This is a genomic window from Bradyrhizobium sp., assembly GCF_035309285.1.
In the GTDB taxonomy this organism is placed as follows: Bacteria; Pseudomonadota; Alphaproteobacteria; order Rhizobiales; family Xanthobacteraceae; genus Bradyrhizobium.
On the sequence record NZ_DATGFH010000170.1, the window covers coordinates 41,614 to 65,434 of the forward strand.

Consider the following 23,821-nt stretch of genomic DNA (forward strand, 5'->3'; position numbering starts at 1 on the left):
GTGCTGCCGAAGATCCCTGTATGCCCACAACAGCGCGCCGGTTGCCGAACCTAGCAACAACGGATTGAGGATTCGCTGGACGAATATTTAAAAGATGAGACATTCCCTTATTGCGGTCTTCGGATCGTCAGCCCAGGCTCATCTCGTTTTCAAGCGCCACGCGGAGCATCCGCGCCAGCTCGGGCTTGCGGTACGGCTTTGCCAGCAGCAGCACGCCCTCGTCGAGGCGGCCGTGATGCAGGATGGCGTTCTCGGTGTAGCCCGAAGTGAACAGTGTCTTGAGCTGCGGGCGGCGCTTGAGCGCCTCGTCGACGAGTTGCCGGCCGTTCATCGCGCCCGGCATGATCACGTCGGTGAACAGGAGATCGACATCGGCGGAATCGACGATTCTGAGCGCCTCCGTGGCATTGGCGGCCTCGAGCGTCGCGTAGCCGAGGCTTGCCACCTGCGCCACCACATATTGGCGCACCAAGGCGTCGTCCTCGACGACAAGCACGGTCTCGCTGCCGCCCGTCACGTCCGCCGGTGACAGATAGTCTGCTGCGGCCTCGCCCTGTCCGGTCGATCGCGGCAGATAGATCTTCACGGTCGTGCCGTGGCCTTCCTCGCTGTAGATCTTGATGTGGCCGCCGGACTGCTTGACGAAGCCGAACACCATGCTCAGCCCGAGCCCGGTGCCCTTGCCGACCTCCTTGGTGGTGAAGAAGGGATCGAACACCTTTTCCAGAAGATCGGCCGGAATGCCGGTGCCGGTATCGCTGACCGCGATCATGACGTAGTCGCCCGGTGCAACCTCGCTGTTCATGCTCGCATAGTCCTGATCGAGGCGAGCATTGCCGGTTTCCAGCACGAGCTTGCCGCCGCCCGGCATCGCGTCGCGGGCGTTGAGGGCAAGATTGAGTACCGCCGTGGTGAGCTGGTTGGGATCGACCAGCGCCGGCCAGGTGTCCTGGGTCAGCCGCGGCGAAATCTCGATCTGCTCGCCGAGCGTCGGATGCAGCAATTTGGCCGCTTCCAGCACCAGCGAGTTGACGTCGACCTCGGCGGGCTGCAGCGGCTGCTTGCGGGCGAAGGCGAGCAGATGCTTGGTGAGCTGCGCGCCGCGCTCGGCGGCATCGTCGATCAGCTTGGCGATCGAGACGAGCTCGGGCCGGTCGACGACGGCGTCGGCCAGGATGCCGATGGTGCCGGTGATGACGGTGAGGATATTGTTGAAATCGTGAGCGACGCCGCCGGTGAGCTGGCCGATCGCGTCCATCTTCTGCGCCTGTCGCATCTGGGCTTCGGCGGCGCGCTTGTCGGTGAGGTCGCGGCCGATGAAGAAGTGACGCTGCACCGGCTCGGACCAGCTTCCCATCCAGTTCAGCGTGATGATGCGCCCATCCTTGTGCGGATAGCGCGCCTCGAAGTTGCGTACCTGCTGCCCGCGCCGCGCCGCGCGCATCTCCTGCCGCGTGGAGTCGAGATCGTCGGGATGGATGAAATCCACCGCGCTGTGGCCGATCATCTCCTCGGGCGTGTGGCCCAGGATCTTCGCCACGCTGGGGCTGACCTGGACGAAATTCCCGACGCTGTCGGTGACCAGGATCAGATCCTGCGAGGTCTCGAAGACCCGCTGCCGCTCCTCCATCTCGCGAGTGAGCGCGGTCTGGGTCCGCTTGCTCTCGGTGATGTCGTGCGCGATTTTCGAGGAGCCGATGATGGCGCCCGCGGCCGATCGTAGCGGGGAGAAGCTCAAGGAGACATCGACATTGTGGCCGTCCTTGTGGACCCGCACCGTCTCGAAATGCTCGATCTGTTCGCCGCGGCCGACGCGAGTGAGCAGGTCGTCAATTTCGTCATGCCGGTGCGGCGGAACGATCAGCGAGATGTGCTGGCCGACGGCTTCCTGCTCGGTGTATCCGAACAGGCGTGCGGCGGCCGCGTTCCAGCCGGTGATGGTGCCATTGAGCGCCTGGGTGATGATGGCGTCGTTGGATGATTCCACCACCGCGCTGAACAGGCGCTCGCGCACCTTGTGCTGGTCGCGCGCAAAGGCGGCCTCGCGCCGCAGCGCGCGGACCAGGCGCGACATCTGGGCCTGCAGGGCGACGTTGTCGACGAGGAGAACGCCGAGCACGAAGCTCGCCGCGCACAGGCCATAGACCCTTCCTGCATAGAAGCCGACGTCGAAACGGCCGCCATTGAGGATCGCGGATAGAGCGATTTCGAACAGCCAGGCGCAGAGCGCGACCATAAGCCACAGATCGAGCACTGACCGTGGCCGCCGACGCCACAGCGAGGCGAGCGCCACAAGCGTGAGGCCGCAGATGGACGTGGTGACGACCGCCTCGAGCGGCGTCTCGCGTCCATTGATGACCAGGGGCGGCAGGATGTCGTGCCAGACGACGGTGAGCCAGATACTGACGAGGAGCGCAGCAACAACCGCGGCACCGGCCGCGACAATCGATTTTCCAACCGGCCAGGCGTTTGCCTTGACAGGCGCCTTAATGCTGCTGAGCCCATAGGCGATCACCAGCGTCGGAAAGACGCTGTGCCAGATCATGTAGAGCCAGACGGTGGTCTGCGGGCCCGCGCCCAATAATCCGGTCGGCGTGAAAAGGCCGGGGAAGCTGAGGGCATGAAGCAGGGCGATCGGCGCCGTGAACAGATATCCGCTGGCCAGGAACAGCAGCCCCCGGGCGCGCAGGATCGCAAATTGCGAAAACAAAAGCACCGAGGTGATGATGTCGTTGATCGCAAGCGCCGATTGATAGCTGGCGACGAACGCGGGAACCGGCGTCAGCGGGACGCGCGCAAAGGGGACGATGATGGCAAAGAGAATGACGGAGGCGCCGACCACGATCGCTGCCGCGGTGCGGTCGCCTCTGCCCGCCGGCAGGGTCGACAGAAAGATGTTACGGTCATTGACCGTCTGCATGCGCGTCTCCCAACGCGGTAGACCTATGGTTCCATTACCGATTTTAATGAATCAACCGTGGGTTACCTATAACTTGAATCGTTGGGGAGCCCAAACCACTCAGCGGACCAGGTAACTGCCCCTTTACTGACTGACCCAAAATAGCCACCGACTTTTGCAGTTATCCGGTGGTTCCATTGTAGGGTTGCGCGCGCCAAGCATTTCCCGGAGTGAGCAATGCCCCGTGTTCTCGTTGTCGACGACCAGAAGGACGTGCGCGCCATGATCATCATGGTGCTGAAGCTCAGCCATTTCGAGGTGAGCGAGGCCGAAAACATCAAGGGGGGATTGCAGGCCTTTGGTGAGGCCGATTTCGATGCTGCGGTCGTGGACGTCTTCCTGAAAGACGAGAGCGGCTTCGACCTGATCGCGGCGCTGCGCGAGCGCTCGCCGGGACTGCCGGTTGTGGCGGTCTCGGGGTTGGCGACGCTCGATGCGGTCGCGCGCTCGGCCGAACTGTCCAGCGTCGTCTGCCTGCAGAAGCCGTTCCGGCCGGTGGAACTGATCCGCGCCATCGAGACGGCACGTGGCGCGGCCGCGCAGGCCGCACCGAAGCGTGCGGCAGGTTAGTTGTGCAGGAGGGGTAAGCTTTAGCCGAGCTCGTAGGGTGGGCTGAGCGAAGCGAGCCCACCATTTTCTTTCCGCGTGTGCGGCTTCAATGGTGGGCACGGCGCGTTCGCGCCTTTGCCCACCCTACGGCTACAGCCAAAAACATCAACGCCCCGGCGAACCGGGGCGTTGGTTTCGAACCAGATCGCGACGGCCTCAGGAGCCCTTCGGATTGAGCTCGGTGTAGCCGCCCTTGTTGTCCCAGCGATAGACGACATAGTCGAGCTGCTTGATGTCGCCCTTGGCGTCATAGGCCATCTTGCCGATCACGGTGTCCCAGGAGCCCGCCTTAATCGCAGCCATGACCTTCTTCGGATCCGTGGTACCGACCTTCTTCGCCGCCTGCGACCAGACCTGGATCGCCGCATAGGTGTAGAGGGTATAGCCCTCGGGATCGATGTTCTTGGCATTGAACTTCTCGACGATCGCCTTGGCGGTCGCCTTCTTGCGGGGATCGGGACCGAAGGTGAAGAGGGTGCCTGCGCCGGCGGGGCCGGTGATCGAGGCATATTCCTTGTCGGCGAGCGCATCGCCGGCCATCAGGATGGTCTTCAGGCCCTGGTCGCGCATCTGGCGCAGGATCAGCCCGGCTTCGGTGTGATAGCCGCCGACATAGACGAGGTCGATGTTCGCCTGCTTCAGGCGCGAGACGATGGCGTTGAAATCCTTGTCGCCCTGATTGTAGGACTCGTACATCTTCTCCATCACGCCGGCCTTGTTGAGCGCCTTCTTGGTCTCATCGGCAAGCCCTTTGCCGTAGGTGCTCTTGTCGTTGAGGATCGCGATGTTCTTGCCCTTGAAGTGTTTCGCGATGTAGGCGCCGGCCACCGCGCCTTGCTGGTCGTCGCGGCCGCAGACGCGCGCCACGTTCCAGAGCTTGCGCTCGGTGAAGAGCGGGTTGGTGGATGCCGGCGTGATCTCCAGCACGTTGCCGTCGGCATAGGCCTCGGAGGCGGGGATCGATGACGACGAGCAGTAGTGGCCGGCGACGAACGGAATCTTGGAACCCGCGATCTTTTCCGCCACCGAACGTGCCTGCTTGGGATCGCAGGCGTCGTCCTCGATGTCGAGCACGATCTTCTTGCCGAGCACGCCGCCGGCGGCATTGAGGTCAGCAACCGCCATTTCGGCGCCGTTCTTGAGCTGCCGTCCGAACGCGGAATACTCTCCGGTCATCGGCCCCGCGACCGCGATCGTAAGGTCGTCTGCAAATGCGGCGCTCGATACCGCCAATGATGCGCCCAGTGCCAGTCCGATCAGCTTCAATGATTTCATGAGGGATCCTCGCGGGTGTTCGACTCGTGGGTAATGCCGGGCAGGCCGGCTCCTGCAAACCGAGACATTGTCGGATGATTTTGCGCCGAAGTCATCGGCAATTTTCGGGCAAAGTGGTCATCCCGTCGCAGAATCTTGCCGCAGATTCTGGGCAGGGACTAGCCGCGGCGGCCGCCTTCCAGATAGGCGGCGCGGATTTCGGGGCGCTCCAACAGCTCCGCCCCGGTTCCTTTGAGCGTGATCTGCCCGTTGACCATGACATAGCCGCGATGGGCGAGCTTGAGCGCGTGATTGGCGTTCTGTTCCACGATCAGAACGGTCAGGCCGTCCTGTCGGTTGAGCGTGCGGATCGCCTCGAAAATCTGCCGCGCGATCAACGGCGCCAGCCCCAGCGACGGCTCGTCCAAGAGGAGCAGGCGAGGGCGGCTCATCAGCGCGCGGCCGATCGCGAGCATCTGCTGCTCGCCGCCGGACAGCGTGCCGCCGCGCTGGGCGAGGCGTTCCTTCAGCCGCGGGAACAGCGCGAAGACCCGCTCCAGCCCGGTGGCGCCCTCCGCCTCGCTGGTGTCGGTCGCATCGGCGCCCATCTGCAGGTTCTCGGCGACGCTCATGCGCGGAAAGATCCGGCGACCCTCGGGCGATTGCGCGATCCTCAACCGCGCGATCTCATGGGTCGGCACCGCGGTGATGTCGCGGCCGTCGAACAGGATCGTGCCGGCGCGTGCGCGGGGCCGGCCGAAGATCGTCATCATCAATGTCGACTTGCCGGCACCGTTGGCGCCGATGAGCGCCACGATCTCGCCGGCGTTGATGTCGAGATCGACGCCCTTCAGCGCCTCGATCTTGCCATAGGCCGCGCGCAGCCCCCGGATCGCGAGCAGGGGCGCGGTCATGGCAGCACCCTCTCATCGTCATGGCCGGGCTTGACCCGGCCATCCATCCTAACCAGAGACCCTTGTCGAAGAACGATGGATGCCCGGGTCAAGCCCGGGCATGACGAGAGTGGAGATTGCCGGATCACGCGTCGCTCTCCATGACGGCGATGGCTTCTTTCTCGTCGGCGCCGAGATAGGCGGCGATCACCTTGGGATCGTCGCGCACGTCGGAAGGCGCGCCTTCCGCGATTTTCACGCCATAATCCATCACCACCACGTGGTCGGAGATTTCCATCACCACGCTCATGTCGTGCTCGATCAGGAGGATCGAGGTGCCCTGGTCGCGGCGGATCGACAGCAGCAATTCGCTCAATGCCGCGCTCTCGCGCGTGTTCAGGCCGGCGGCAGGCTCATCGAGGCAGAGCAGCGCGGGCTCGGTGCACATCGCGCGCGCAATCTCGAGCCGACGCTGGTCGCCATAAGGGAGGTTGCCTGCGGCATCGTCGGCGCGGTCGATGAGCCCGATGCGATCGAGCCAGAATTTTGAAAGCTCGATCGCGCGTCTTTCCGCGGCCTGGTAGGTGGGCGCGCCGATCAGACCGAGAAAGGTCAACCCGGAGGCGCGCATCAGCGTGTTGTGCTGGGCGACCATCAGGTTCTCCAGCGCGGTCATGCCCGGGAACAGGCGGATGTTCTGGAAGGTGCGGGCGACCTTGGCCTGCTTGGAGATGCGGAAGTCATTGAGCCGCTCCAGCGCGATCTCGCCACCGCCATCGCGCTGCATCCGCATGGTGCCGCCGGTCGGCTTGTAGAAGCCGGTGATGCAGTTGAACACGGTGGTCTTGCCGGCGCCGTTCGGGCCGATCAGCGCCGTGATCTGCTTGCGGCCGGCGGCGAACGAGAGCGCGTTGACGGCGATGATGCCGCCGAAGCGCATGATGAGATGGTCGACGGTGAGGATATGGCCGTCGCTCATCCGTGGCCCTCCTTGACAAGGTCGGAGGAGATCGCCTGCGCCTGCTTCAGGAACACGGTCGGTGCGCGATGGCCGATCAGCCCGCGCGGCCGCCAGATCATCAAGAGCACCATGGCAAGGCCGAACACCAGCATGCGGAATTGCTCGAGGCCGCGGAACAGCTCGAAGCCGCCGATCATGGTGAGCGCCGCCAGCGCGACACCGAGCTGCGAGCCCATGCCGCCGAGGACGACGATCGCGAGCACCAGCGCCGATTCCTGGAAAGTGAAGGATTCCGGGCTGATGAAACCCTGGCGGGTCGCAAAGAACGCGCCGGCGAAGCCACCGAACATGGCGCCGGTCGCGAACGCCGTGAGTTTTGTGGTCGTCGTGTTGATGCCGAGCGCGCGGCAGGCAACCTCGTCCTCGCGCAGCGCCTCCCAGGCCCGCCCGATCGGCAACCGTCGCAGACGGATCGTCACCCAGTTGGTGAGTAGCGCCATTGCCAGGATCACGTAGAACAGGAACACGATGCGATGGGTCGGCGAATACTCGATGCCGAGCCTGGCGGCGAGCCCGTTATCGTCGGCGGTCAGCGGAATGCCGAACAGCGTCGGACGCGGGATGCCGGAGATGCCGTTTGGTCCGTTGGTGAGGGACTGCCAGTTGATGATAACGAGGCGGATGATCTCGCCAAAGGCGAGCGTCACGATCGCGAGATAGTCGCCGCGGAGCCTCAGGACCGGAAAGCCCAGCATCACGCCCCAGAGCGAGGCGAGGAAGCCAGCAATCGGCAGGCAGACCCAGAACGACAGCCCGAAGGTGGTGGCAAACAGCGCGTAGGAATAGGCGCCGACCGCGTAGAAGGCGACGTAACCGAGGTCGAGGAGACCCGCGAGGCCGACCACGATATTCAGGCCCCAGCCGAGCATGACATAGGTCAGCACGAGAATGCCGAGGTCGAGGATATAGGTCTGGTCGTAGAAGATGACCGGAACCAGCAGCGTGAAGACCAACAGCACCGGCCCGACCAGACGGCCGGCGATGTCGAGCCCGCTCTGGACGACCGGCGGAATGAGCTGGCGCGTGTCGGCAGGCCCGAGCCATTGCCGCAGCAGCTCGATCACGATGCTGCCGCCGAACACGGCGCCGACAAGGGCGGCAAGCTCGCCGAAGCGCGTCCAGTAGATCAATTGCCCGGTCGGGCCGGCTTCGGTGCGGATGCCGATCATCAGCGAGAACAGCACCAGCGCCACCGCCGCGCTGATCAGCGCCTTCTTCAGGATGAAGGCAATGCTCGCGGACATCGCCGCAGATGTAGCCGAAGATGTTGCCACTTTGGGCTCGGGCGCGGTGACGCTCACGCGGCCGCCTTCTAGACTTTTTCGACTTCGGGCCGGCCAAGCAGGCCGGTCGGAAGGAAGATGAGGACCACAATCAGAACGGAAAACGCGGCAACGTCCTTGTACTCGACCGAGAAATAAGCCGACCAGAAGGTCTCGATCAGCCCGATCGCGAGCCCGCCCAGCATCGCCCCAGGCAGCGAGCCGATGCCGCCAAGCACCGCCGCGGTGAAGGCCTTGATGCCGGCGACAAAGCCCATGAAGAAATCGACGAGGCCGTAATAGAGCAGGTACATCATGCCGGCGACGGCGGCGAGTGCTGCGCCGATCACGAAGGTCATGGAGATGGTGCGGTCGACGTCGACGCCGAGGAGGGCGGCCATGGTCTGGTCTTGCTCACAGGCGCGCATGTCGCGCCCGATCCGCGTGCGCGCGACGAACCAGGTGAAAACGAGAAGCAGCGCGACGGTGGTAAGCACCACGACGATCTGGATGTTGGAGAGCCGCACGACGAAGCCGTCGGCGCTTTCATGCAAGGTGTAGCCGCCGGTGATGATCGGCGCCACCGGTTTCACGCGCGCGCCTTGCGCGACCTGTGAAAAATTCGAGAGCACGAACGACATGCCGATCGCCGACAGCATCGGCGCGAGACGGAAGGAGCGGCGCAGAGGCCGGTAGGCGATGCGCTCCACCGTCCAGCCATAGAGCGCGGTGATTGCCATCGACACCAGGAGCACGATCAGCAGGATCACGGGGATTGCCGTCATCCCGAACGACACCAGCACCAGGAACGAGATCAACGCGATGAAGCCGCCGATCATGAAGATGTCGCCATGGGCGAAATTGATCATGCCGACGATGCCATAGACCATGGTGTAGCCGATCGCGATCAGCCCGTAGATCGAGCCAAGCACAAGGCCATTGATCAGTTGCTGAGCGAAATAATCCATGGCTGCCAATTGAATGAACCGTCGACGCGGCGCTGGCCCCAGGCAGCCTTGGACGCCGCATCGTTGACGGTTTCTTAACAAGCGGAACCCTGAGCGGCAACAGCGCTCGCCATCAGCAAATGGGCTTGTACAGGATTGTTTCTGCTGCCGGTTCCCTTGCCCCGGAGGCGACAACGGCTCGACACATTAAAACCGCCGATGGGAACTGTGTTCCCCGGCAACCAAACCGAAGCGCTTGGGTTGTCACGGGTTGTGTTCAATCAGGGAGATCCCGAAATGAGCAACCCCAATCAGAAGCCGGGTCAGCAGAACCAGACCCCGGGCCAGAAGCCCGGCCAGCAGCAGCAGGGTGGCGGCCAGCCGAAGCCCGGCCAGCAGCAACAGCAACCCGGCGAGGGACGCTAGTTCGGGGCGACAGTAGCGTAGAGTCGCGCCACATAGCATAAAGTAGCGTAACGGAAGGAGGGTCCCGCAGTGAGGCGGGACCTTTCTTTTTCGGCCAAAAGCTGGGCGGTCGGCGCCGCCTTACGGGCGTCTGGGAGCGAGGGATAAGCGGGCCGCCGCATCATTAAGGTAAACAAAGGGTTTAAATTGCGGATCGCAATTTAAGGGCGTTACGTCACCCGCAAAGCGGCGTGCCCGGTGAGGTGCGCCCAGTCATTTGCGGGAAGCGACATGTCCACGAACTGGCGGATCAGCTCATTCAACGGCGCGCTCTTGGCGGCCTATTTCATTCCGACCTGGACCATCCTTTCGTTTCGGATCATGGCCTCGCCGATCCACTCCTTCTACGAGCGGCCGAACGTGTCGGTGGCGTTCTTCGCCAGCGACACTCTGCACTTTGCCGCGACCGGCATGGTGCGCGCGGCCTGGCTGCTCGCGCTCGGCCGAATGACGGTGGTGGCGTTCTTTGCGATCTTCCTCCTGCTTCTCACGCGCCCCGTGATCCGCAAGGCCGGCGGCTGCAACGAGGCGCTGGCGATCGCGCTCGCCATTGGCAGCGTGATCTGCTTTGCCATGATGCTGATGGCCAACTATGTGCACGAGCCCGAGGCCATGCAGCTCCACGCCACCGAGCTCTTGATGCTGCTCGGCACGGCAATCGTGATGCTGGTCGAGCCTCCGGCGGAATCCGTGGCAACGGTGACGGCCGAGCAGGGCGCGGTGCTACCGCTTCAAGAGCCCCAGCTCTTCCACAATCGCTGACGCCTCCTTCACGGCGTGGTTGGCGGCGGGCACGCCGCAATAGATCGCCTGCTGCAGCAGGATCTCCTTGATATCGTCCGGCGTAAAGCCGCCTTCTGCGAGTGCTGCACGCACATGCAGGCGGAATTCGTCCCACTGGCCGAGCGCCACCAGGGTGCCGATCACGAGCACGCGGCGCGTGCGCTCGTTGAAATGCGGCCGCGTCCAGATCTCGCCCCAGGCATAGCGCGTGATCAGGTCCTGGAATTCGGTGTTGAAGGCGTTGCGGGTCGCGGTCGATTTGTCGACCCACGCGTTGCCAAGAACTTTCCGGCGCTTGGCCATGCCGCCGTCGCGGCGCTGCTGATCGTCCATGGATTTTGTCCTCCGTCATTCCGGGATGCGCGAAGCGCAGACCCGGAATCTCGAGATTCCGGGTTCGCCTCTTCGAGGCGCCCCGGAATGACGAGCAGGTTACTTCTGCGTCAAGAACCCTACCACCGCCTCGGTGAAGGCGTGCGATTGCTCGACGTTGGAAATGTGGGCGGCGTCGAGAATGGTCAGGCTCGCGCCGGGGATCTGGCTGCGGATCAATTCGCCGGCTGCGATCGGGGTCGCCATGTCGTGGCGGCCGGCGATGACGAGTGTCGGGCTCTTGACCTTCGGCAGCAGCGCGCGCTGGTCAAGCGTCGACAGCGCCTCGCAGCAGGCGAGGTAGCCCTGAACAGGCGAGGCGAGCAGCATCGCCTTCAAATTGGCGGTGATCTGCGGCTCGCGCTCGCGGAAGTCCGCGGTCAGCCAGCCGGCGATCACGGTATCGGCGACGGCGGCCACGCCGCCTTCCTTCACCGCCTTGATGCGGTTATTCCAGTTGGTGGGATCGGCGTAGTAGCAGGCGGTATTGGACAGGATGATCTTGTCCATCCGCTCCGGCGCGTTGGCGCCCAGCCATTGCCCGACCATGCCGCCCATCGACAGTCCGCACCAATGCACCCTGTCGATGTTGAGGCCGTCGAGGATCGCGAGCACGTCGCGGCCGAAGCGCTCCATCGAATAGGGTCCCGGCGGCACGCCGGACTTGCCATGGCCGCGGCGGTCGTAGCGGACGACGCGGAACACCTGCGTCAGCGCCTTCATCTGCGGCTCCCACATCTGCATGGTGGTGCCGAGTGAATTCGACAGCATCAACGTTGGTCCGGCCTGGCGGCCCTCGACGGAGACGTTGAGCAGGCATCCGTCGGCATCGATCATCGGCATGTTGTTTTACCCTCGTCATGCGCGGGCTTGCTTGCCCGCCGAAGCTTTGGCGTAGGCGGGACCCGCGCATCCATCCAAGAAGAGTCTTTCTTTTCGATGGATTGCCGGGTCAAGCCCGGCAACGACATCGGAGTATTAGTCGAGCGACGCGAGCAGGCGGTCGATCAGGGCTTGCGAGACCCCCTGATAGGCCATCGGCTCGAACAGTTTTGCGAGCTTGCTCGCGTCGAGCTGCGCAGTCACCCTCGAATCGCTCATGAGCACGTCGCGCAGATGTTTTTTGTCGGCGACCGCCTTCTTGCTCGCGGCCTCGATCAGATGGTGCGCGTCGGCCTTGCCGATCGTCTCCGCGAGCGCGAAGCTCACCGCTTCCGCCATGATCAGCCCGTGCGTCGCATCCAGATTTTCGCGCATGCGCGCGGCGTCGACCTCGAGCCCCTCGGCGAGATCGACGATCGCGGCCAGCGCGCCCGACGTGACCAGCATCAGGGCCGGCAAGGTCGGCCATTCCGCATGCCAGGGGCCGGCAGAGCGCTCATGGTCCTGCACTTGCGCGGCGAAGATCGTCGCGGCGAGATTGGGCGCCATGGTCGCAGCACCCAGGGCGCTTGCGGCCGCAACCGGGTTTCGCTTGTGCGGCATGGTCGAGGAGCCGCCGCGGCCGGCGCCGGCAGGTTCGAACGCTTCGCTGACGTCGGTTTGCATCATCAAGGAGACATCGCGCGCGATCTTGCCGCAGCTTCCGGCGAGAATCGCGAAGACCGAGGCGGCATCCGCGATACGGTCGCGATGAGTGTGCCACGGTGCTTCCGGCAGCGGCAGATCAAGCTCGCGCGCCAATGCCTCCGACACTGCAAGCCCCTTGTCGCCAAGTGCGGCGAGCGTGCCGGCGGCACCGCCGAATTGCAGCGCCAGCGTTTCGCGCGCGAGGCGCTTCAGCCGCAACTTGGAGCGATGCAGCGCCGCGGCGTATTCGGCAAGCTTCAGCCCGAACGGCATCGGCAGGGCATGCTGCAGCCAGGTGCGCGCGACCACCGCGGTGTGGCGATGCTGGCGTGCGAGATCGGCAAAACCAGTGATGGCGCGATCGAGATCGGCGAGCAGCGAATCCATGCCCTTGCGCAGGGTGAGCATCGCGGCAGTATCAATCACGTCCTGGCTGGTGGCGCCCCAATGCACATAGCGCGCGGCCTCCGGGTCGCTTTTGGCGACCAAGGATGTGAGCGCCTTGACCAGCGGGATCGCAAGATTGCCGGAGCGGGTCGCTGCTTCCGCGAGCGCGGCAAGCTCAAACTTGCCGGCCGCGCAGGCTTTGGCAATCGGTGCAACGACCCCTGTGGGAATCAAGCCGACCGCGCCTTCCGCCCGCGCCAGCGCCGATTCGAAATCGAGCATGTGCTGGAGCATCGTCGCATCGTCGCAGGCGACGCGCATCTGAGCGCTCGACAGCATGGGGGCGAGCAGAGGGGAAAGGGAGGTCGCCATGGTGCGCGCGACCTAATCATTCCCACCGCGCCCTGCCAATCCCAAAGCGGCTTTCGCGTGTGCGAATATGCATCCCACGTCGTCCTATGGCGGCCCTTTCTTTTCGCCGTTTCGTGCTTTACTGGGAGATGACAAATCAAGATGTTTCGGGGAGGTCCCCATGGCGATGACAATGACTGGCGAGGTCCAGCTTCCGGCGAGCCGTGAAGCGGTGTGGGCCAAGCTGAACGATCCGGACGTGCTGAAGGCCTGCATCCCCGGCTGCGAGGAGATGGAGAGGACCGACGAGCACGGCTTTCGCGCCGTCGCCAGGATGAAGGTTGGGCCGGTATCGGCCCGCTTCAAGGGCAAGGTCACCTTGAGCGATCTCAATCCGCCGAATGGCTACAAGATCACAGGTGAGGGCGAGGGCGGCGTCGCCGGCTTCGCCAAGGGTGGTGCGACCGTGGCCCTCACCGACAAGGACGGGGGCACGCTTTTGAGCTACAACGTCGAGGCGCAGATCGGCGGCAAGCTCGCCCAGCTCGGCCAGCGCCTGATCAATGGCGCGGCCAAGAAACTGGCCGACGAGTTCTTCGCCAATTTCGCCAAGGCGGTAGAGGGTTAGCGGGTCATGGGAGGGCTGTTCCGGGCGAGGTTGCCCATTGCCGGATCGGCCCATATTATGACTGTGGAATGACTTTAATCGCTGCGTCGCCGACGTGCGCACACGCAGATCAAGAGAGTGCTGATGGCCAAGGTTTCCCTGATCGTTAACGGCAATCCCGTCACCGCGAATATCGACCCCCGCACACTGCTGGTGCAATTTCTGCGCGAGCACCTGCGCCTCACCGGCACCCATGTCGGCTGCGACACCTCGCAGTGCGGCGCCTGTGTCGTGCATCTCGACGGCAAGGCGGTGAAGTCCTGCACCACGCTCACCGTGATGGCTGACGGGCATGAGGTGAAGACCATCGAGGGGCTCGCCGCGGACGGCGCGCCGCTGCATCCGATGCAGGAGGCCTTCCGCGAGCACCATGGCCTGCAATGCGGCTTCTGCACGCCCGGCATGATCATGACCGCGGTCGACCTGGTCCATCGCAAGGGCCATGACCTCTCCGAGCAGGTGATCCGGGAGGAGCTCGAAGGCAATCTCTGCCGCTGCACGGGCTACCAGAACATCGTCCAGTCGATCGCCGCCGGCGCCAAGGCGATGGCGAAGTCCGATCTCGCATAACCGATAACGCGGCACTTCACGCGCGCGAGGGAACCTCATGTACGAATTCAAATATCATCGTCCGGGCACGGTGCGGCAGGCCGCCAATCTGCTCGCCAAGAACGAGGACGCCAAGCTGATCGCGGGCGGGCACACGCTGGTGCCGGTCATGAAGCAGCGCCTTGCCAGCCCGCCGCATCTGGTCGACCTCTCCCACATCGAAGGCCTCGACACGATCGAGATGAAGGGCCGCTCGCTCGTGATCGGCGCGACCGCGAAGCACGCCGACGTCGCGAGCTCCGCTGTCGTCGGCGAGGCGATCCCGGCGCTGGCCGAGCTCGCCGGCGGGATCGGCGATCCCGCCGTGCGTCATCGCGGCACGATCGGCGGCTCGCTCGCCAACAACGATCCGACCGCGGACTATCCGGCCGCGGTGATGGCGCTGGGCGCCACTATCGTCACCAACAAGCGCAAGCTGAAGCCGGAAGAATATTTTCAGGGCCTGTTCACGACCGCGCTGGAAGCGGATGAGATCATCACCAAGGTGATGTTCCCGCTGCCGAAGAAGGCGGCCTATATCAAATTCCGCAACCAGGCCTCGCGTTACGCGTTGGTCGGTGTGTTTGTCGCCAAGCGCCCCTCCGACGTGCGCGTCGCCGTGACCGGCGCGGGCTCGGGCGGCGTGTTCCGCGTCACCGCGTTCGAGGAGGCGCTAAAGAAGCGTTTCTCGCACAAGGTGCTCGACGGCATGACGGTGCCGGCGGATGGGCTGAACAGCGACCTGCACGGCAGCGCCGAATATCGCGCCCATCTGATCGCGGTGCTGGCGCAGCGCGCGGTGGAGGCCGCAACCGCCAAGTAGGCCGCTACGAGTGAGCCGCTACATGTGAACCGCCACAAATCGGCGGTCAAGTGAGCGTACCAGGACTGGATCCTTCATGACTGCATCGGCACTGCCTGCATCGGTCGATGCGCTGCTTGAACTTCTTGCCTCGCGTGGCTATCTCGCGGAGCGGTCGCTTGCGACCGTGACCTATCTGGCGCTGCGCATGGGGCGGCCGCTGTTCCTGGAAGGCGAGGCCGGCGTCGGCAAGACCGAGATCGCAAAGGTGCTGGCGGCGGCGCTGGGACGGAAGCTGATCCGCCTGCAATGCTATGAAGGCCTCGATGTCGCTTCCGCCGTCTATGAGTGGAACAGCGCCGCGCAGATGATCGCCATTCGCCTGGCGGAAGCCGCCGGCGAGACTGACCGCGAGCAGATTTCGGCCGACATCTTCGCCGACCGCTATCTGATCAAGCGTCCGCTCTTGCAGGCGCTGGAGCCGGACGTCGGCGGCAGCCCCGTGCTTCTGATCGACGAGCTCGACCGCGCCGACGAAGCGTTCGAAGCGTATCTCCTCGAAATCCTCTCCGACTTCCAGATCACGATCTCGGAATTCGGCACCGTGAAGGCGCCGAAGCCGCCGATCGTCATCATCACCTCAAACCGCACCCGCGAGATCCACGACGCGCTGAAGCGCCGCTGTCTCTATCACTGGGTCGATTATCCTTCCGCCGAGCGCGAGCTTGCGATCGTCAAGAACCGCGTGCCCGGCATCTCGGCAAAGCTCTCGCAGCAGGTGGTGCGCTTCGTACAGGCGCTGCGCGACCAGGATTTCTACAAGTCGCCGGGTGTTGCCGAGACCATTGATTGGGCGACCGCGCTCTCCGAGCTCGACGCGCGCTCGCTGACTGCGGAGGTGGTCGGCGACACGCTTGGCGCGCTCTTGAAATACCAGGACGACATCGCGCGAATGCAGGGCGAGGGGTTGCAGAAGGTCTTGAAGGAAGCGACGAGCGAGGTGTGATCGATAATAACAACGCTCGTCATTCCGGGGCGCGCGAAGCGCGAGCCCGGAATCCATAACCCCCAACCGTGGCTATAGATTCCGGGCGTGGCCCTTCGGGCCATCCCGGAATGACGAAAGGTGCGGTACCGATGGCCATCAATCATCTTGCACCTCCGACCGGCAATATCGCCGACAATGTCGTGGGCTTTGCCCGTGCGCTGCGCGCGGCCGGCCTTCCCGTGGGGCCGGGTGCCGTGATCGACGCGATGAATGCGCTGCAGCTGATCGAGATCGGCAGCCGCAGCGAGGTCTTCACCACGCTGGAATCGATCTTCGTCAAGCGCCGCGAGCATGCGCTGATCTTCAAGCAGGCGTTCGACCTGTTCTTCCGCGCCGCGGAGGAGTGGAAGAGCATGCTCGACTCGGTGCCGCTGCCGGCTCATGCCCGCAAAAAGCCGCCGCCCGCAGCGCGCCGCGTGCAGGAGGCGATGTCGCAACCCTCCTACCATGAGGAGCCGCAGGCCCAGGAGCAGGAGCTGCGGCTTGCGGTCTCCGACAAGGAAATCCTGCAGAAGAAAGATTTTGCCCAGATGACCGCGGCGGAAATCGCCGAGGTCACCCGCGCCATCGAGAAGATGCGGCTGCCGCAGGCGGAGCTCGAAACCCGGCGCTACCAGCCGGATGCGCGAGGCCTCAAGCTCGACATGCGCCGCACCATTCGCGGCTCGCTACGCACCGGCGGCGAGATCATCGATATCAGAAAACTCGGCCGGATCGAGAAACCCGCGCCGATCGTGGCGCTCCTCGATATCTCGGGCTCGATGAGCGAATATACCCGCCTGTTCCTGCATTTCCTGCATGCCATCACCGACGCCCGCAAGCGCGTCTCGGTCTTCCTGTTCGGCACCCGCCTCACCAATGTGACAAGAGCACTGCGCCAGCGCGATCCGGACGAGGCGCTGGCGAGCTGCTCGGCCTCGGTCGAGGACTGGGCCGGGGGCACCAGGATCGCGACCTCGCTGCACACGTTCAACAAATTGTGGGCGCGGCGGGTGCTGGGGCAGGGCGCAGTCGTGCTCCTGATCTCGGACGGGCTGGAGCGCGAGGCCGACGCCAAGCTCGCTTTCGAGATGGACCGGCTGCACCGGTCCTGTCGCCGGCTGATCTGGCTCAACCCCCTGTTGCGGTATGACGGCTTCGAACCCAAGGCTCAGGGCATCAAAATGATGCTGCCGCACGTTGACGAATTTCGTCCGGTGCATAATTTGAGTTCGATCGAGGGGCTGATCAAGGCGCTGTCCGTGCCGTTGCCGGTGCATCATCTGAGCCTGATCCGCTCCGTGGCCTGAGAACAATAAGTGGCCTGAGAACAATAAGAGGCGCCCATGCTCAATCGCGACGAGGATATCCTGAAGGCGGCCGAGGACTGGCAGAACGCGGGTCGCGGCGTGGCGCTGGCGACCGTGGTCGAGACATGGGGCTCCGCACCGCGCCCGGCCGGCTCAAGCCTCGTCATCAACGATGAGGGCACGTTTCTGGGCTCGGTCTCCGGCGGCTGCGTCGAGGGCGCGGTCGTCACCGAGGCCATGGACGTGATCGAGACCGGCAAGCCGAAGATGCTGGAGTTCGGCGTTGCCGACGAGACCGCCTGGAATGTCGGGCTGTCCTGCGGCGGCACGATTCGCGTCTTCGTCGAGAAGGTGGGGTAAGCCAGTGAAGCTGCAAACCCTCGCAGAGCTCAATGCCGAACGCGCCGCGCGGCGGCCAGCCATCGTCGTCACCGATACGGCGAGCGGCGAGCAGCGGCTGGTGAAGGCCAAGGACTTTGCCACCGATCCCTTGCGCGCCGAGCTCGACAAGGCGCTGCGCATGGGAAAGAGCGCCACTATCGAGGTTGGCGGCAAGAAGCTCTTCCTCAACGTCTATGCCCCGACCGCCAAGCTCGTCATCGTCGGCGCGGTTCACATCAGCCAGGCGCTGGCCCCGATCGCGCAGGCGCTGGGTTATGACGTCACTATCGTCGACCCGCGCACGGCCTTTGCTAGCCCCGAGCGTTTTCCCGACGTGCCGCTGGTGGCGGAATGGCCTGACGTCGCGCTGCCGCCGCTCAATGTCGATCACTACACGGCCTTTGTCGCGGTGACGCACGATCCCAAGATCGACGATCCGGCGCTCATGCACGCGTTTGAACGCGGCTGCTTCTATATCGGCGCGCTCGGTTCGCGGAAGACCCACGGCAAACGTGCCGAGCGGTTGCGCGCGCAAGGTGCGAAGGAAACCGACATCGCGCGCATCCACGCGCCGATTGGTCTGCCGATCGGCGCGGTATCGCCGTCGGAGATTGCGGTCGCGATCATGGCGGAGATCACCGCAGAGTTGCGGCTGCCTCCCAAAGAAAAAGAAGCAGCGGCATGAAGTTCGGTCCTGCCAGTCCGGCCGAAGCGGTTGGCGGGGTGACCGTCCATACCCTGCGCCAGGGATCGCTGGTTTTGAAGAAGGGCACGACGGTCGGTCCGGCCGAGGTCGAGGCGCTGCAAGACGCCGGCGTCAAAGAGATCGTCGTGGTGCGGCTGGAGGAGGGCGACGTCTCCGAGGATGCCGCGGCTGCCTCGATCGCCGAGGCCATCACCGGCGAGGGCGTCATGCCCGAGCGCGCCTTCACCGGCCGCGCCAATCTGTTTGCCGCTCGTCCCGGCGTGCTGGTGATCGACCGCGCCGCGGTCGACCGCATCAATGGCGTCGACGAGGCGATCACGCTTGCGACGCTGCCGGCCTTCAAGCCGGTGGTCGAAGGCGAGATGATCGCGACGGTGAAACTCATTCCCTTTGGCGTCGAGGGCAAGCTGCGGAACGCCGCGGTGAAAGCCGCCGGTCACGGCGCGCTGCGGGTTGCGCCCTACGTCATCAAGCGCGTCGGCGTGGTCTCGACGATGTTGCCGGGGCTCGCATCAAAGGTGATCGACAAGACGCTGCGCGTCACCGCCGAGCGGCTGGCGCCAGCCGGCGCCGCCATCATCGCGGAGCGCCGTGTGCCGCATGACGAGAAGGTGCTCGCCACCGCCATCAACGAAATGCTCGCGCTCGGCGCCGAGCTCGTGATCGTGTTCGGCGCCTCCGCCATCGCCGACCGCCGCGATGTGATCCCGGCTGCGATCTCCGGCATCGGTGGCGCGATCGAGCATTTCGGCATGCCGGTCGACCCCGGCAATCTGCTTCTGATCGGCAATGCCAAGGGCGTGCCGGTGCTGGGCGCGCCGGGCTGCGCGCGTTCGCCGGTTGAGAACGGCTTCGACTGGGTGCTGATGCGGCTCCTCGCGGGATTGAAGGTCACCCGCGCCGAGCTGATGGGCATGGGCGTCGGCGGGCTCTTGATGGAGATCGTCACGCGGCCGCAGCCGCGCGCCAAGCCCGAGGTCGAGGACAACCGCACCGTTGCCGCGATCATCCTGGCCGCCGGCCGCTCGACCCGGATGGGCGGGCCCAACAAGTTGCTCGCCGAGATCGAGGGCAAGAAGCTGGTGCGGATCGCAGCCGAGCAGGCGATTGCCTCGAAGGCGAGCGAGGTCATCGTCGTCACCGGTCATCAGGCCGAACTGGTCGAGCAGGCGCTCGAAGGGTTGAACGTTAAATTCGTGCGCAATCCCGACTTCGCCGGTGGTCTGGCAGGCTCGGTCAAGGCCGGCATCTCGGCCGTGCCGGCCAATGCCGACGGCGCCATCATATGCCTCGGCGACATGCCGCTGATCGATGCCCATCTGATCGACCGCCTGATCGAGGCGTTTGCGCCGGATCGCGGCAATCTGATCGTGGTTCCGGTCGCCGACGGCCGGCGCGGCAATCCGGTGCTGTGGTCGCGCCGCTTCTTCAGCGAGTTGATGACGCTCGACGGCGACACCGGCGCGCGGCACCTGATCACCAAGCACGGCGAGGCAGTCGCCGAAGTTCCGGTAGAGGGCGACAGCGCCTTCCTCGACATCGACACGCCGCAGGCACTGGAAGCGGCGCGGCGGGGATAACAGCGCTCTCGTAGGGTGGGCAAAGCCAACGGGTCCGCGCGAGCGCGCGGCCCGATGACAGGCTGCGCGTGCCCACCATTCTTCTTCACGAATGAGAGACCTGGATGGTGGGCACGGCGCAAGCGCGCCTTTGCCCACCCTACAAACGTCCCTGTTGTCACCGTTTTCTCGACTTCGATTTTCAAACCACCGTTCACCAAGTCTCAACGGCCTCTCGGATACAGTCCTTTGCGTTGACCCTGGGGAGGGGCTGTTGATCGTTTCCACCGTTGTCGCGCGGCGTCGCGCGCTGTTTGTGTTTGCCCTGGCGCTTGCGATTGCGGGCACGCACTTTGTCACGCAAGCCTGGGGCGCGGGCGCATTTGCGATCGGTAAATGCGGCGCCTATGGCCAGGCTTACGACTATTCTGGCGAGAGCGAGGCGCGCGCCGCGGCGCTGAAGCAGTGCAAGGGCGATTGCACGGCGATCACGATGAAGCGCGCCTGCGCGTCTCTTTCGATCGACCTGACCAATCCGTGCGGCGCGCACGGTTATGCGGTGCGGCCGCAGATTTCGAGCTCCCTCAACGAAGCGACGCGCGAATGCTACAAATATGGCGGCAAGGAATGCGTGATCCGCGCCTGGGCCTGCGACGCGAAGGGTTAGTCATTCCGGGGCGTGCGTCAGCACGAGCCCGGAATCCATAACCACGGGTGGTGATGATCTAACGCGGTGGTCGACGACTTTACTCAACATGCCGGTCCGTGATTATGGATTCCGGGCTCGCGACTTCGTCGCGCCCCGGAATGACACGGAGCCTTCATGCAATTCGACACCAAGATTGCGGTCATCGTCAGGACCGATCTCGAAGTCTGGCAGAAGCTGAACGTTGCTTCGTTTCTCGCCGGTGGCATCGCCGCCGCGTTTCCGGCGTGCATCGGCGACACCTACGAAGACGGCTCCGGCACCAAATATCTCGCACTGATCGGCCAGCCGATCCTGATCTATGGCGCCGATCGGACCGCACTGACGCGGGCGCTCGATCGGGCCCTGGCGCGGGGCGTCACGCCTGCGCTCTATACCGAGGACATGTTCAGAACCGGCCATGACGCGGCCAATCGCGAGGTGGTGAAGGCGGTCACCCGCGCCGACCTCAATCTGGTCGGGATCGCCATGCGGGCCGAACGCAAGTTGATCGACAAGATTGCGGATGGGCTGAAGCTTCACAGCTAGCCCGCTCGGTTCATCGACGAGTCATTGTCGAGCAATTTGACCCCGATCAAAGGCCGAGGGACTGCGGCTTGCTAAGTTGCGGGGCGAGGTGAGCAAGGCGCCGCTCGCCGATGTCAATGCGATCCTCAACGGGTCGCAGGGTGCTTGATTTGAGCCAGCCGCCTTGAGGCGGGGGGAGATCGCCGGACGGGTCTTTCTGACCGTCCGGCAGCACCGTTCCCAGGCGTCCATCCATGCGAACAACTCGCTTGACAATGACTGACCAGTCAGTCATATTGGAACCATGGCAAAGACACACAAACCATCCACACCCATCGAGCCCGCCAGCAGTGGTGAAGGCCGCGGGGCGCCGCCGGCCGCCTCCTACCGCGCCGAGCGGGCGGCGGAGCGGCGTGCGGCCATCGTGGACGCGGCCATGGACGAGTTCATCGCCCGCGGCTTCACCGCAACCAGGCTCGACGACATCGCCAAGCGCGCGGGCGTCGCCAAAGGCACGATCTACCTGCACTTCAAGGACAAGGAATCGATGTTCGAGGAGCTGATCCGCACCGCGATCGTGCCGCTGGTCGGACGGCTGACCGGGCCGCCGCCGCCGGGCCGATCGGTCCGCGATGCGATCGAGGGATTTGCCCTGACCTTCATCGCGGAGGTCGCGAACACTCGCCGGGCCGACATCGTCCGGCTCATCATCTCCGAGGGGCCGCGTTTTCCGGCGATCGCCGATTTCTACTACCGCGAGGTGATCTCGCGTGGACTTAACGGCATGCGGGCGCTGATCGAGCTTGCGATCGCGCGCGGCGAGATCCGCCAGCCCGAGCTTGCGCGCTATCCGCAAATCCTGGTCGCGCCGGCGATCGTCGCTGTGATCTGGAAAAGCCTGTTCGAACGCCATTCTCCGCTGGATGCGATCGCAATGTTCCGCGTCCATCTCGACCTGATTTTTGGTGAACGGAGCAAGTCATGACTTCGTCACAAACTTTGCTGCGAATATTGGCAGTCTCGCTCATTGCCGTCGCGCTCGCCGGCTGCAATGACAAGCGTGATCCTGGCTTTCAGGGCTGGGTCGAGGCCGACATGATCTTCGTCAGCCCGGATGAATCCGGGCGGGTAACCAAGCTCGACGTGCGCGAGGGCGACGAGGTCAAGCAAGGCGAGCAGCTCTATTCGGTCGATGACGACCTGCAGAAGGCCGACCTCAACCAGAACAAGGCGACGCTCGCCAACGCGCAGCAGACCTATGACCGCGCCGCTTCGCTCAGGGGCACCGGCGCCGGCACGCAGGCCAACCTTGATGCGGCGGTTTCGGCGCTGCGGGTCGCGGAAGCGCGTGTCGCCACCTCGGAAACGCGGCTCTCGCGGCGCCAGGGCTTTGCGCCGGTCGCGGGCACCATCCAGCAGATCTATTTCCGCGAGGGCGAGATGGTGCCGGCGCAACGTCCGGTGCTGTCGATCATGCCGCCCGGCAACATGAAGATCCGCTTCTTCGTGCCGGAGACCGAGCTGCCGAAGCTTGCGATCGGCGACGAGGTGCGCGTCACCTGCGACAATTGCTCAAGTGACCTCACCGCAAAGATCTATTTCATCGCCACCACGGCCGAATACACCCCGCCGGTGATCTACAGCCTCGAAGAGCGCAACAAGCTCGTCTACCTGATCCAGGCACGGCCCTCGCGGCCCGATGCGTTGCGCGTGGGCCAGCCGATCTCGGTCTATCTCAATCCCAAGAACGTTGCGGAACAGCGATGAACCAGGCGTCTCCCATAGCCATCGACGTCAAGGGCCTGACAAAATCCTTCGACGGCCGCGAGGTGGTGCACGAGCTGTCGATGCAGGTGAAGCGCGGCAGCATTTACGGCTTCCTCGGCCCCAACGGAAGCGGCAAGACCACGACCATCCGCATGCTCTGCGGCCTGCTGACGCCCGACCGCGGCGAGGGCACCTGTCTCGGCTACGACATCCGCCGCGACGCCGACAAGATCAAACGCCTGGTCGGATACATGACGCAGCGCTTTTCGCTGTACCAGGACCTCTCGGTGCGGGAGAACCTGGAATTCGTGGCACGGCTCTATGGCGTGCGCGATCCGCGCGGCACCGCGCGCGAGATGATCGATCGCCTCGGGCTTTCCGGCCGCGAGGAGCAGCTTGCCGGCGAGCTCTCCGGCGGCTGGAAGCAGCGGCTCGCGCTCGGGGCCTGCACGCTGCCCAATCCGCAATTGCTGTTGCTCGACGAGCCGACCGCCGGCGTCGATCCCAAGGCGCGGCGCGACTTCTGGAACGAGATTCATGCGCTCGCAGGCCAGGGGCTGACCGTGCTGGTCTCGACCCATTACATGGACGAGGCCGAGCGCTGTCACGAGATCGCCTATATCGCCTATGGCCATCTGCTCGCGCATGGCACGGTCGAGGAGGTGATCGCGAACTCTGCGCTGACCACCTACACGGTGACCGGTGAGGACCTGCAGTCGCTCGGCGAGCAGCTTTCCGGCAAGCCCGGCGTCGACATGGTGGCGCCGTTCGGCACCTCGCTGCACGTCTCCGGCCGCGACCAGCAGGCGTTGGAAGCAACCATCGCGCCCTTCCGCGACCGGCCCGGCCTGCATTGGCAGAAGGGCGCGCCATCGCTGGAGGACGTGTTCATCGAACTGATGGGCCGCTCGAGGGACAATTTCCAATGA

Annotated in this window: 25 protein-coding genes; 16 read left to right on the forward strand and 9 right to left on the reverse strand. The window is 64.5% G+C overall.

What is annotated here, in order from left to right; genetic code table 11:
- Positions 1-127 precede the first annotated feature (127 nt).
- On the reverse strand, positions 128-2,920 hold the full coding sequence (locus VKR55_RS30815) for a PAS domain S-box protein (RefSeq protein ID WP_324409171.1): 2,793 nt from the start codon (positions 2,918-2,920) through the stop codon (positions 128-130).
- 216 nt (positions 2,921-3,136) lie between these two features.
- Here VKR55_RS30815 and VKR55_RS30820 point away from each other — a divergent pair, with 216 nt between their 5' ends.
- Entirely contained in the window at positions 3,137-3,529 is a 393-nt protein-coding gene (locus VKR55_RS30820; protein WP_324409172.1) for a response regulator, read from the forward strand.
- A 195-nt stretch (positions 3,530-3,724) separates the two neighbouring features.
- Here the strand turns inward: VKR55_RS30820 and VKR55_RS30825 are convergent, their stop codons facing one another.
- The 5 genes from VKR55_RS30825 to VKR55_RS30845 all read right to left on the reverse strand — a co-directional run bounded on the left by VKR55_RS30825 (position 3,725) and on the right by VKR55_RS30845 (position 8,966).
- Complete coding sequence (locus VKR55_RS30825; RefSeq protein ID WP_324409173.1) at positions 3,725-4,843, reverse strand: branched-chain amino acid ABC transporter substrate-binding protein; 1,119 nt, start codon at positions 4,841-4,843, stop codon at positions 3,725-3,727.
- Between the two features lie 158 nt (positions 4,844-5,001).
- The gene (locus VKR55_RS30830; protein WP_324409174.1) at positions 5,002-5,736 is read right to left on the reverse strand and encodes an ABC transporter ATP-binding protein; all 735 of its coding nucleotides are present in this window, start codon (positions 5,734-5,736) and stop codon (positions 5,002-5,004) included.
- A 124-nt stretch (positions 5,737-5,860) separates the two neighbouring features.
- Positions 5,861-6,694 carry an ABC transporter ATP-binding protein gene (locus VKR55_RS30835; RefSeq protein ID WP_324409175.1) on the reverse strand — a complete coding sequence of 278 codons (834 nt, stop codon included), beginning with the start codon at positions 6,692-6,694 and terminating at the stop codon, positions 5,861-5,863.
- Positions 6,691-7,980, reverse strand: a complete 1,290-nt coding sequence (livM, locus tag VKR55_RS30840) for a high-affinity branched-chain amino acid ABC transporter permease LivM (RefSeq protein WP_324409176.1) — start codon at positions 7,978-7,980, stop codon at positions 6,691-6,693. The genes VKR55_RS30835 and livM overlap by 4 nt, the downstream gene beginning before the upstream one ends.
- 68 nt (positions 7,981-8,048) lie before the next feature.
- On the reverse strand, positions 8,049-8,966 hold the full coding sequence (locus VKR55_RS30845) for an ABC transporter permease subunit (protein WP_324409177.1): 918 nt from the start codon (positions 8,964-8,966) through the stop codon (positions 8,049-8,051).
- Between the two features lie 276 nt (positions 8,967-9,242).
- Between VKR55_RS30845 and VKR55_RS30850 the strand changes: the two genes are divergently transcribed.
- Positions 9,243-9,371 carry a hypothetical protein gene (locus VKR55_RS30850; protein ID WP_324409178.1) on the forward strand — a complete coding sequence of 43 codons (129 nt, stop codon included), beginning with the start codon at positions 9,243-9,245 and terminating at the stop codon, positions 9,369-9,371.
- A 270-nt stretch (positions 9,372-9,641) separates the two neighbouring features.
- Positions 9,642-10,172 (forward strand): hypothetical protein, encoded by a 531-nt coding sequence (locus VKR55_RS30855; RefSeq protein ID WP_324409179.1) that lies wholly within the window; start codon positions 9,642-9,644, stop codon positions 10,170-10,172.
- On the opposite strand, the gene VKR55_RS30860 is transcribed toward VKR55_RS30855, so the two are convergent.
- The 3 genes from VKR55_RS30860 to VKR55_RS30870 form a co-directional block, all read right to left on the reverse strand.
- Positions 10,134-10,526, reverse strand: a complete 393-nt coding sequence (locus tag VKR55_RS30860; protein ID WP_324409180.1) for a carboxymuconolactone decarboxylase family protein — start codon at positions 10,524-10,526, stop codon at positions 10,134-10,136. The genes VKR55_RS30855 and VKR55_RS30860 overlap by 39 nt on opposite strands.
- Before the next feature lie 99 nt (positions 10,527-10,625).
- Positions 10,626-11,408, reverse strand: coding sequence for a 3-oxoadipate enol-lactonase (pcaD, locus tag VKR55_RS30865; RefSeq protein ID WP_324409181.1), 783 nt, complete (start codon positions 11,406-11,408; stop codon positions 10,626-10,628).
- A 135-nt stretch (positions 11,409-11,543) separates the two neighbouring features.
- Positions 11,544-12,893 carry a 3-carboxy-cis,cis-muconate cycloisomerase gene (locus tag VKR55_RS30870; protein WP_324409182.1) on the reverse strand — a complete coding sequence of 450 codons (1,350 nt, stop codon included), beginning with the start codon at positions 12,891-12,893 and terminating at the stop codon, positions 11,544-11,546.
- A gap of 160 nt (positions 12,894-13,053) precedes the next feature.
- Between VKR55_RS30870 and VKR55_RS30875 the strand changes: the two genes are divergently transcribed.
- The 13 genes from VKR55_RS30875 to VKR55_RS30935 all read left to right on the forward strand — a co-directional run bounded on the left by VKR55_RS30875 (position 13,054) and on the right by VKR55_RS30935 (position 23,821).
- Entirely contained in the window at positions 13,054-13,500 is a 447-nt protein-coding gene (locus tag VKR55_RS30875) for an SRPBCC family protein (RefSeq protein WP_324409183.1), read from the forward strand.
- Between the two features lie 123 nt (positions 13,501-13,623).
- Positions 13,624-14,109, forward strand: coding sequence for a (2Fe-2S)-binding protein (locus VKR55_RS30880; RefSeq protein ID WP_324409184.1), 486 nt, complete (start codon positions 13,624-13,626; stop codon positions 14,107-14,109).
- A gap of 37 nt (positions 14,110-14,146) precedes the next feature.
- Positions 14,147-14,950, forward strand: a complete 804-nt coding sequence (locus VKR55_RS30885; protein WP_324409185.1) for an FAD binding domain-containing protein — start codon at positions 14,147-14,149, stop codon at positions 14,948-14,950.
- 76 nt (positions 14,951-15,026) lie between these two features.
- Positions 15,027-15,935 carry an AAA family ATPase gene (locus tag VKR55_RS30890; RefSeq protein ID WP_324409186.1) on the forward strand — a complete coding sequence of 303 codons (909 nt, stop codon included), beginning with the start codon at positions 15,027-15,029 and terminating at the stop codon, positions 15,933-15,935.
- 131 nt (positions 15,936-16,066) lie between these two features.
- Entirely contained in the window at positions 16,067-17,266 is a 1,200-nt protein-coding gene (locus VKR55_RS30895; RefSeq protein WP_324409187.1) for a vWA domain-containing protein, read from the forward strand.
- A 36-nt stretch (positions 17,267-17,302) separates the two neighbouring features.
- Positions 17,303-17,626, forward strand: coding sequence for an XdhC family protein (locus VKR55_RS30900; protein ID WP_324409188.1), 324 nt, complete (start codon positions 17,303-17,305; stop codon positions 17,624-17,626).
- Between the two features lie 4 nt (positions 17,627-17,630).
- Positions 17,631-18,332, forward strand: a complete 702-nt coding sequence (locus VKR55_RS30905) for an XdhC family protein (RefSeq protein ID WP_324409189.1) — start codon at positions 17,631-17,633, stop codon at positions 18,330-18,332.
- Complete coding sequence (locus VKR55_RS30910) at positions 18,329-19,933, forward strand: molybdopterin-binding/glycosyltransferase family 2 protein (RefSeq protein WP_324409190.1); 1,605 nt, start codon at positions 18,329-18,331, stop codon at positions 19,931-19,933. The genes VKR55_RS30905 and VKR55_RS30910 overlap by 4 nt, the downstream gene beginning before the upstream one ends.
- A 256-nt stretch (positions 19,934-20,189) precedes the next feature.
- The gene (locus tag VKR55_RS30915; protein WP_324409224.1) at positions 20,190-20,579 is read left to right on the forward strand and encodes a DUF4189 domain-containing protein; all 390 of its coding nucleotides are present in this window, start codon (positions 20,190-20,192) and stop codon (positions 20,577-20,579) included.
- 156 nt (positions 20,580-20,735) lie between these two features.
- Positions 20,736-21,146 carry a DUF2000 family protein gene (locus VKR55_RS30920; RefSeq protein WP_324409191.1) on the forward strand — a complete coding sequence of 137 codons (411 nt, stop codon included), beginning with the start codon at positions 20,736-20,738 and terminating at the stop codon, positions 21,144-21,146.
- A 283-nt stretch (positions 21,147-21,429) separates the two neighbouring features.
- Positions 21,430-22,110: a TetR/AcrR family transcriptional regulator gene (locus VKR55_RS30925; RefSeq protein WP_324409192.1), complete on the forward strand. Its 681-nt coding sequence runs from the start codon at positions 21,430-21,432 to the stop codon at positions 22,108-22,110.
- The gene (locus VKR55_RS30930; RefSeq protein WP_324409193.1) at positions 22,107-22,892 is read left to right on the forward strand and encodes an HlyD family secretion protein; all 786 of its coding nucleotides are present in this window, start codon (positions 22,107-22,109) and stop codon (positions 22,890-22,892) included. The genes VKR55_RS30925 and VKR55_RS30930 overlap by 4 nt, the downstream gene beginning before the upstream one ends.
- Positions 22,889-23,821 (forward strand): ABC transporter ATP-binding protein, encoded by a 933-nt coding sequence (locus VKR55_RS30935; RefSeq protein ID WP_324409194.1) that lies wholly within the window; start codon positions 22,889-22,891, stop codon positions 23,819-23,821. The genes VKR55_RS30930 and VKR55_RS30935 overlap by 4 nt, the downstream gene beginning before the upstream one ends.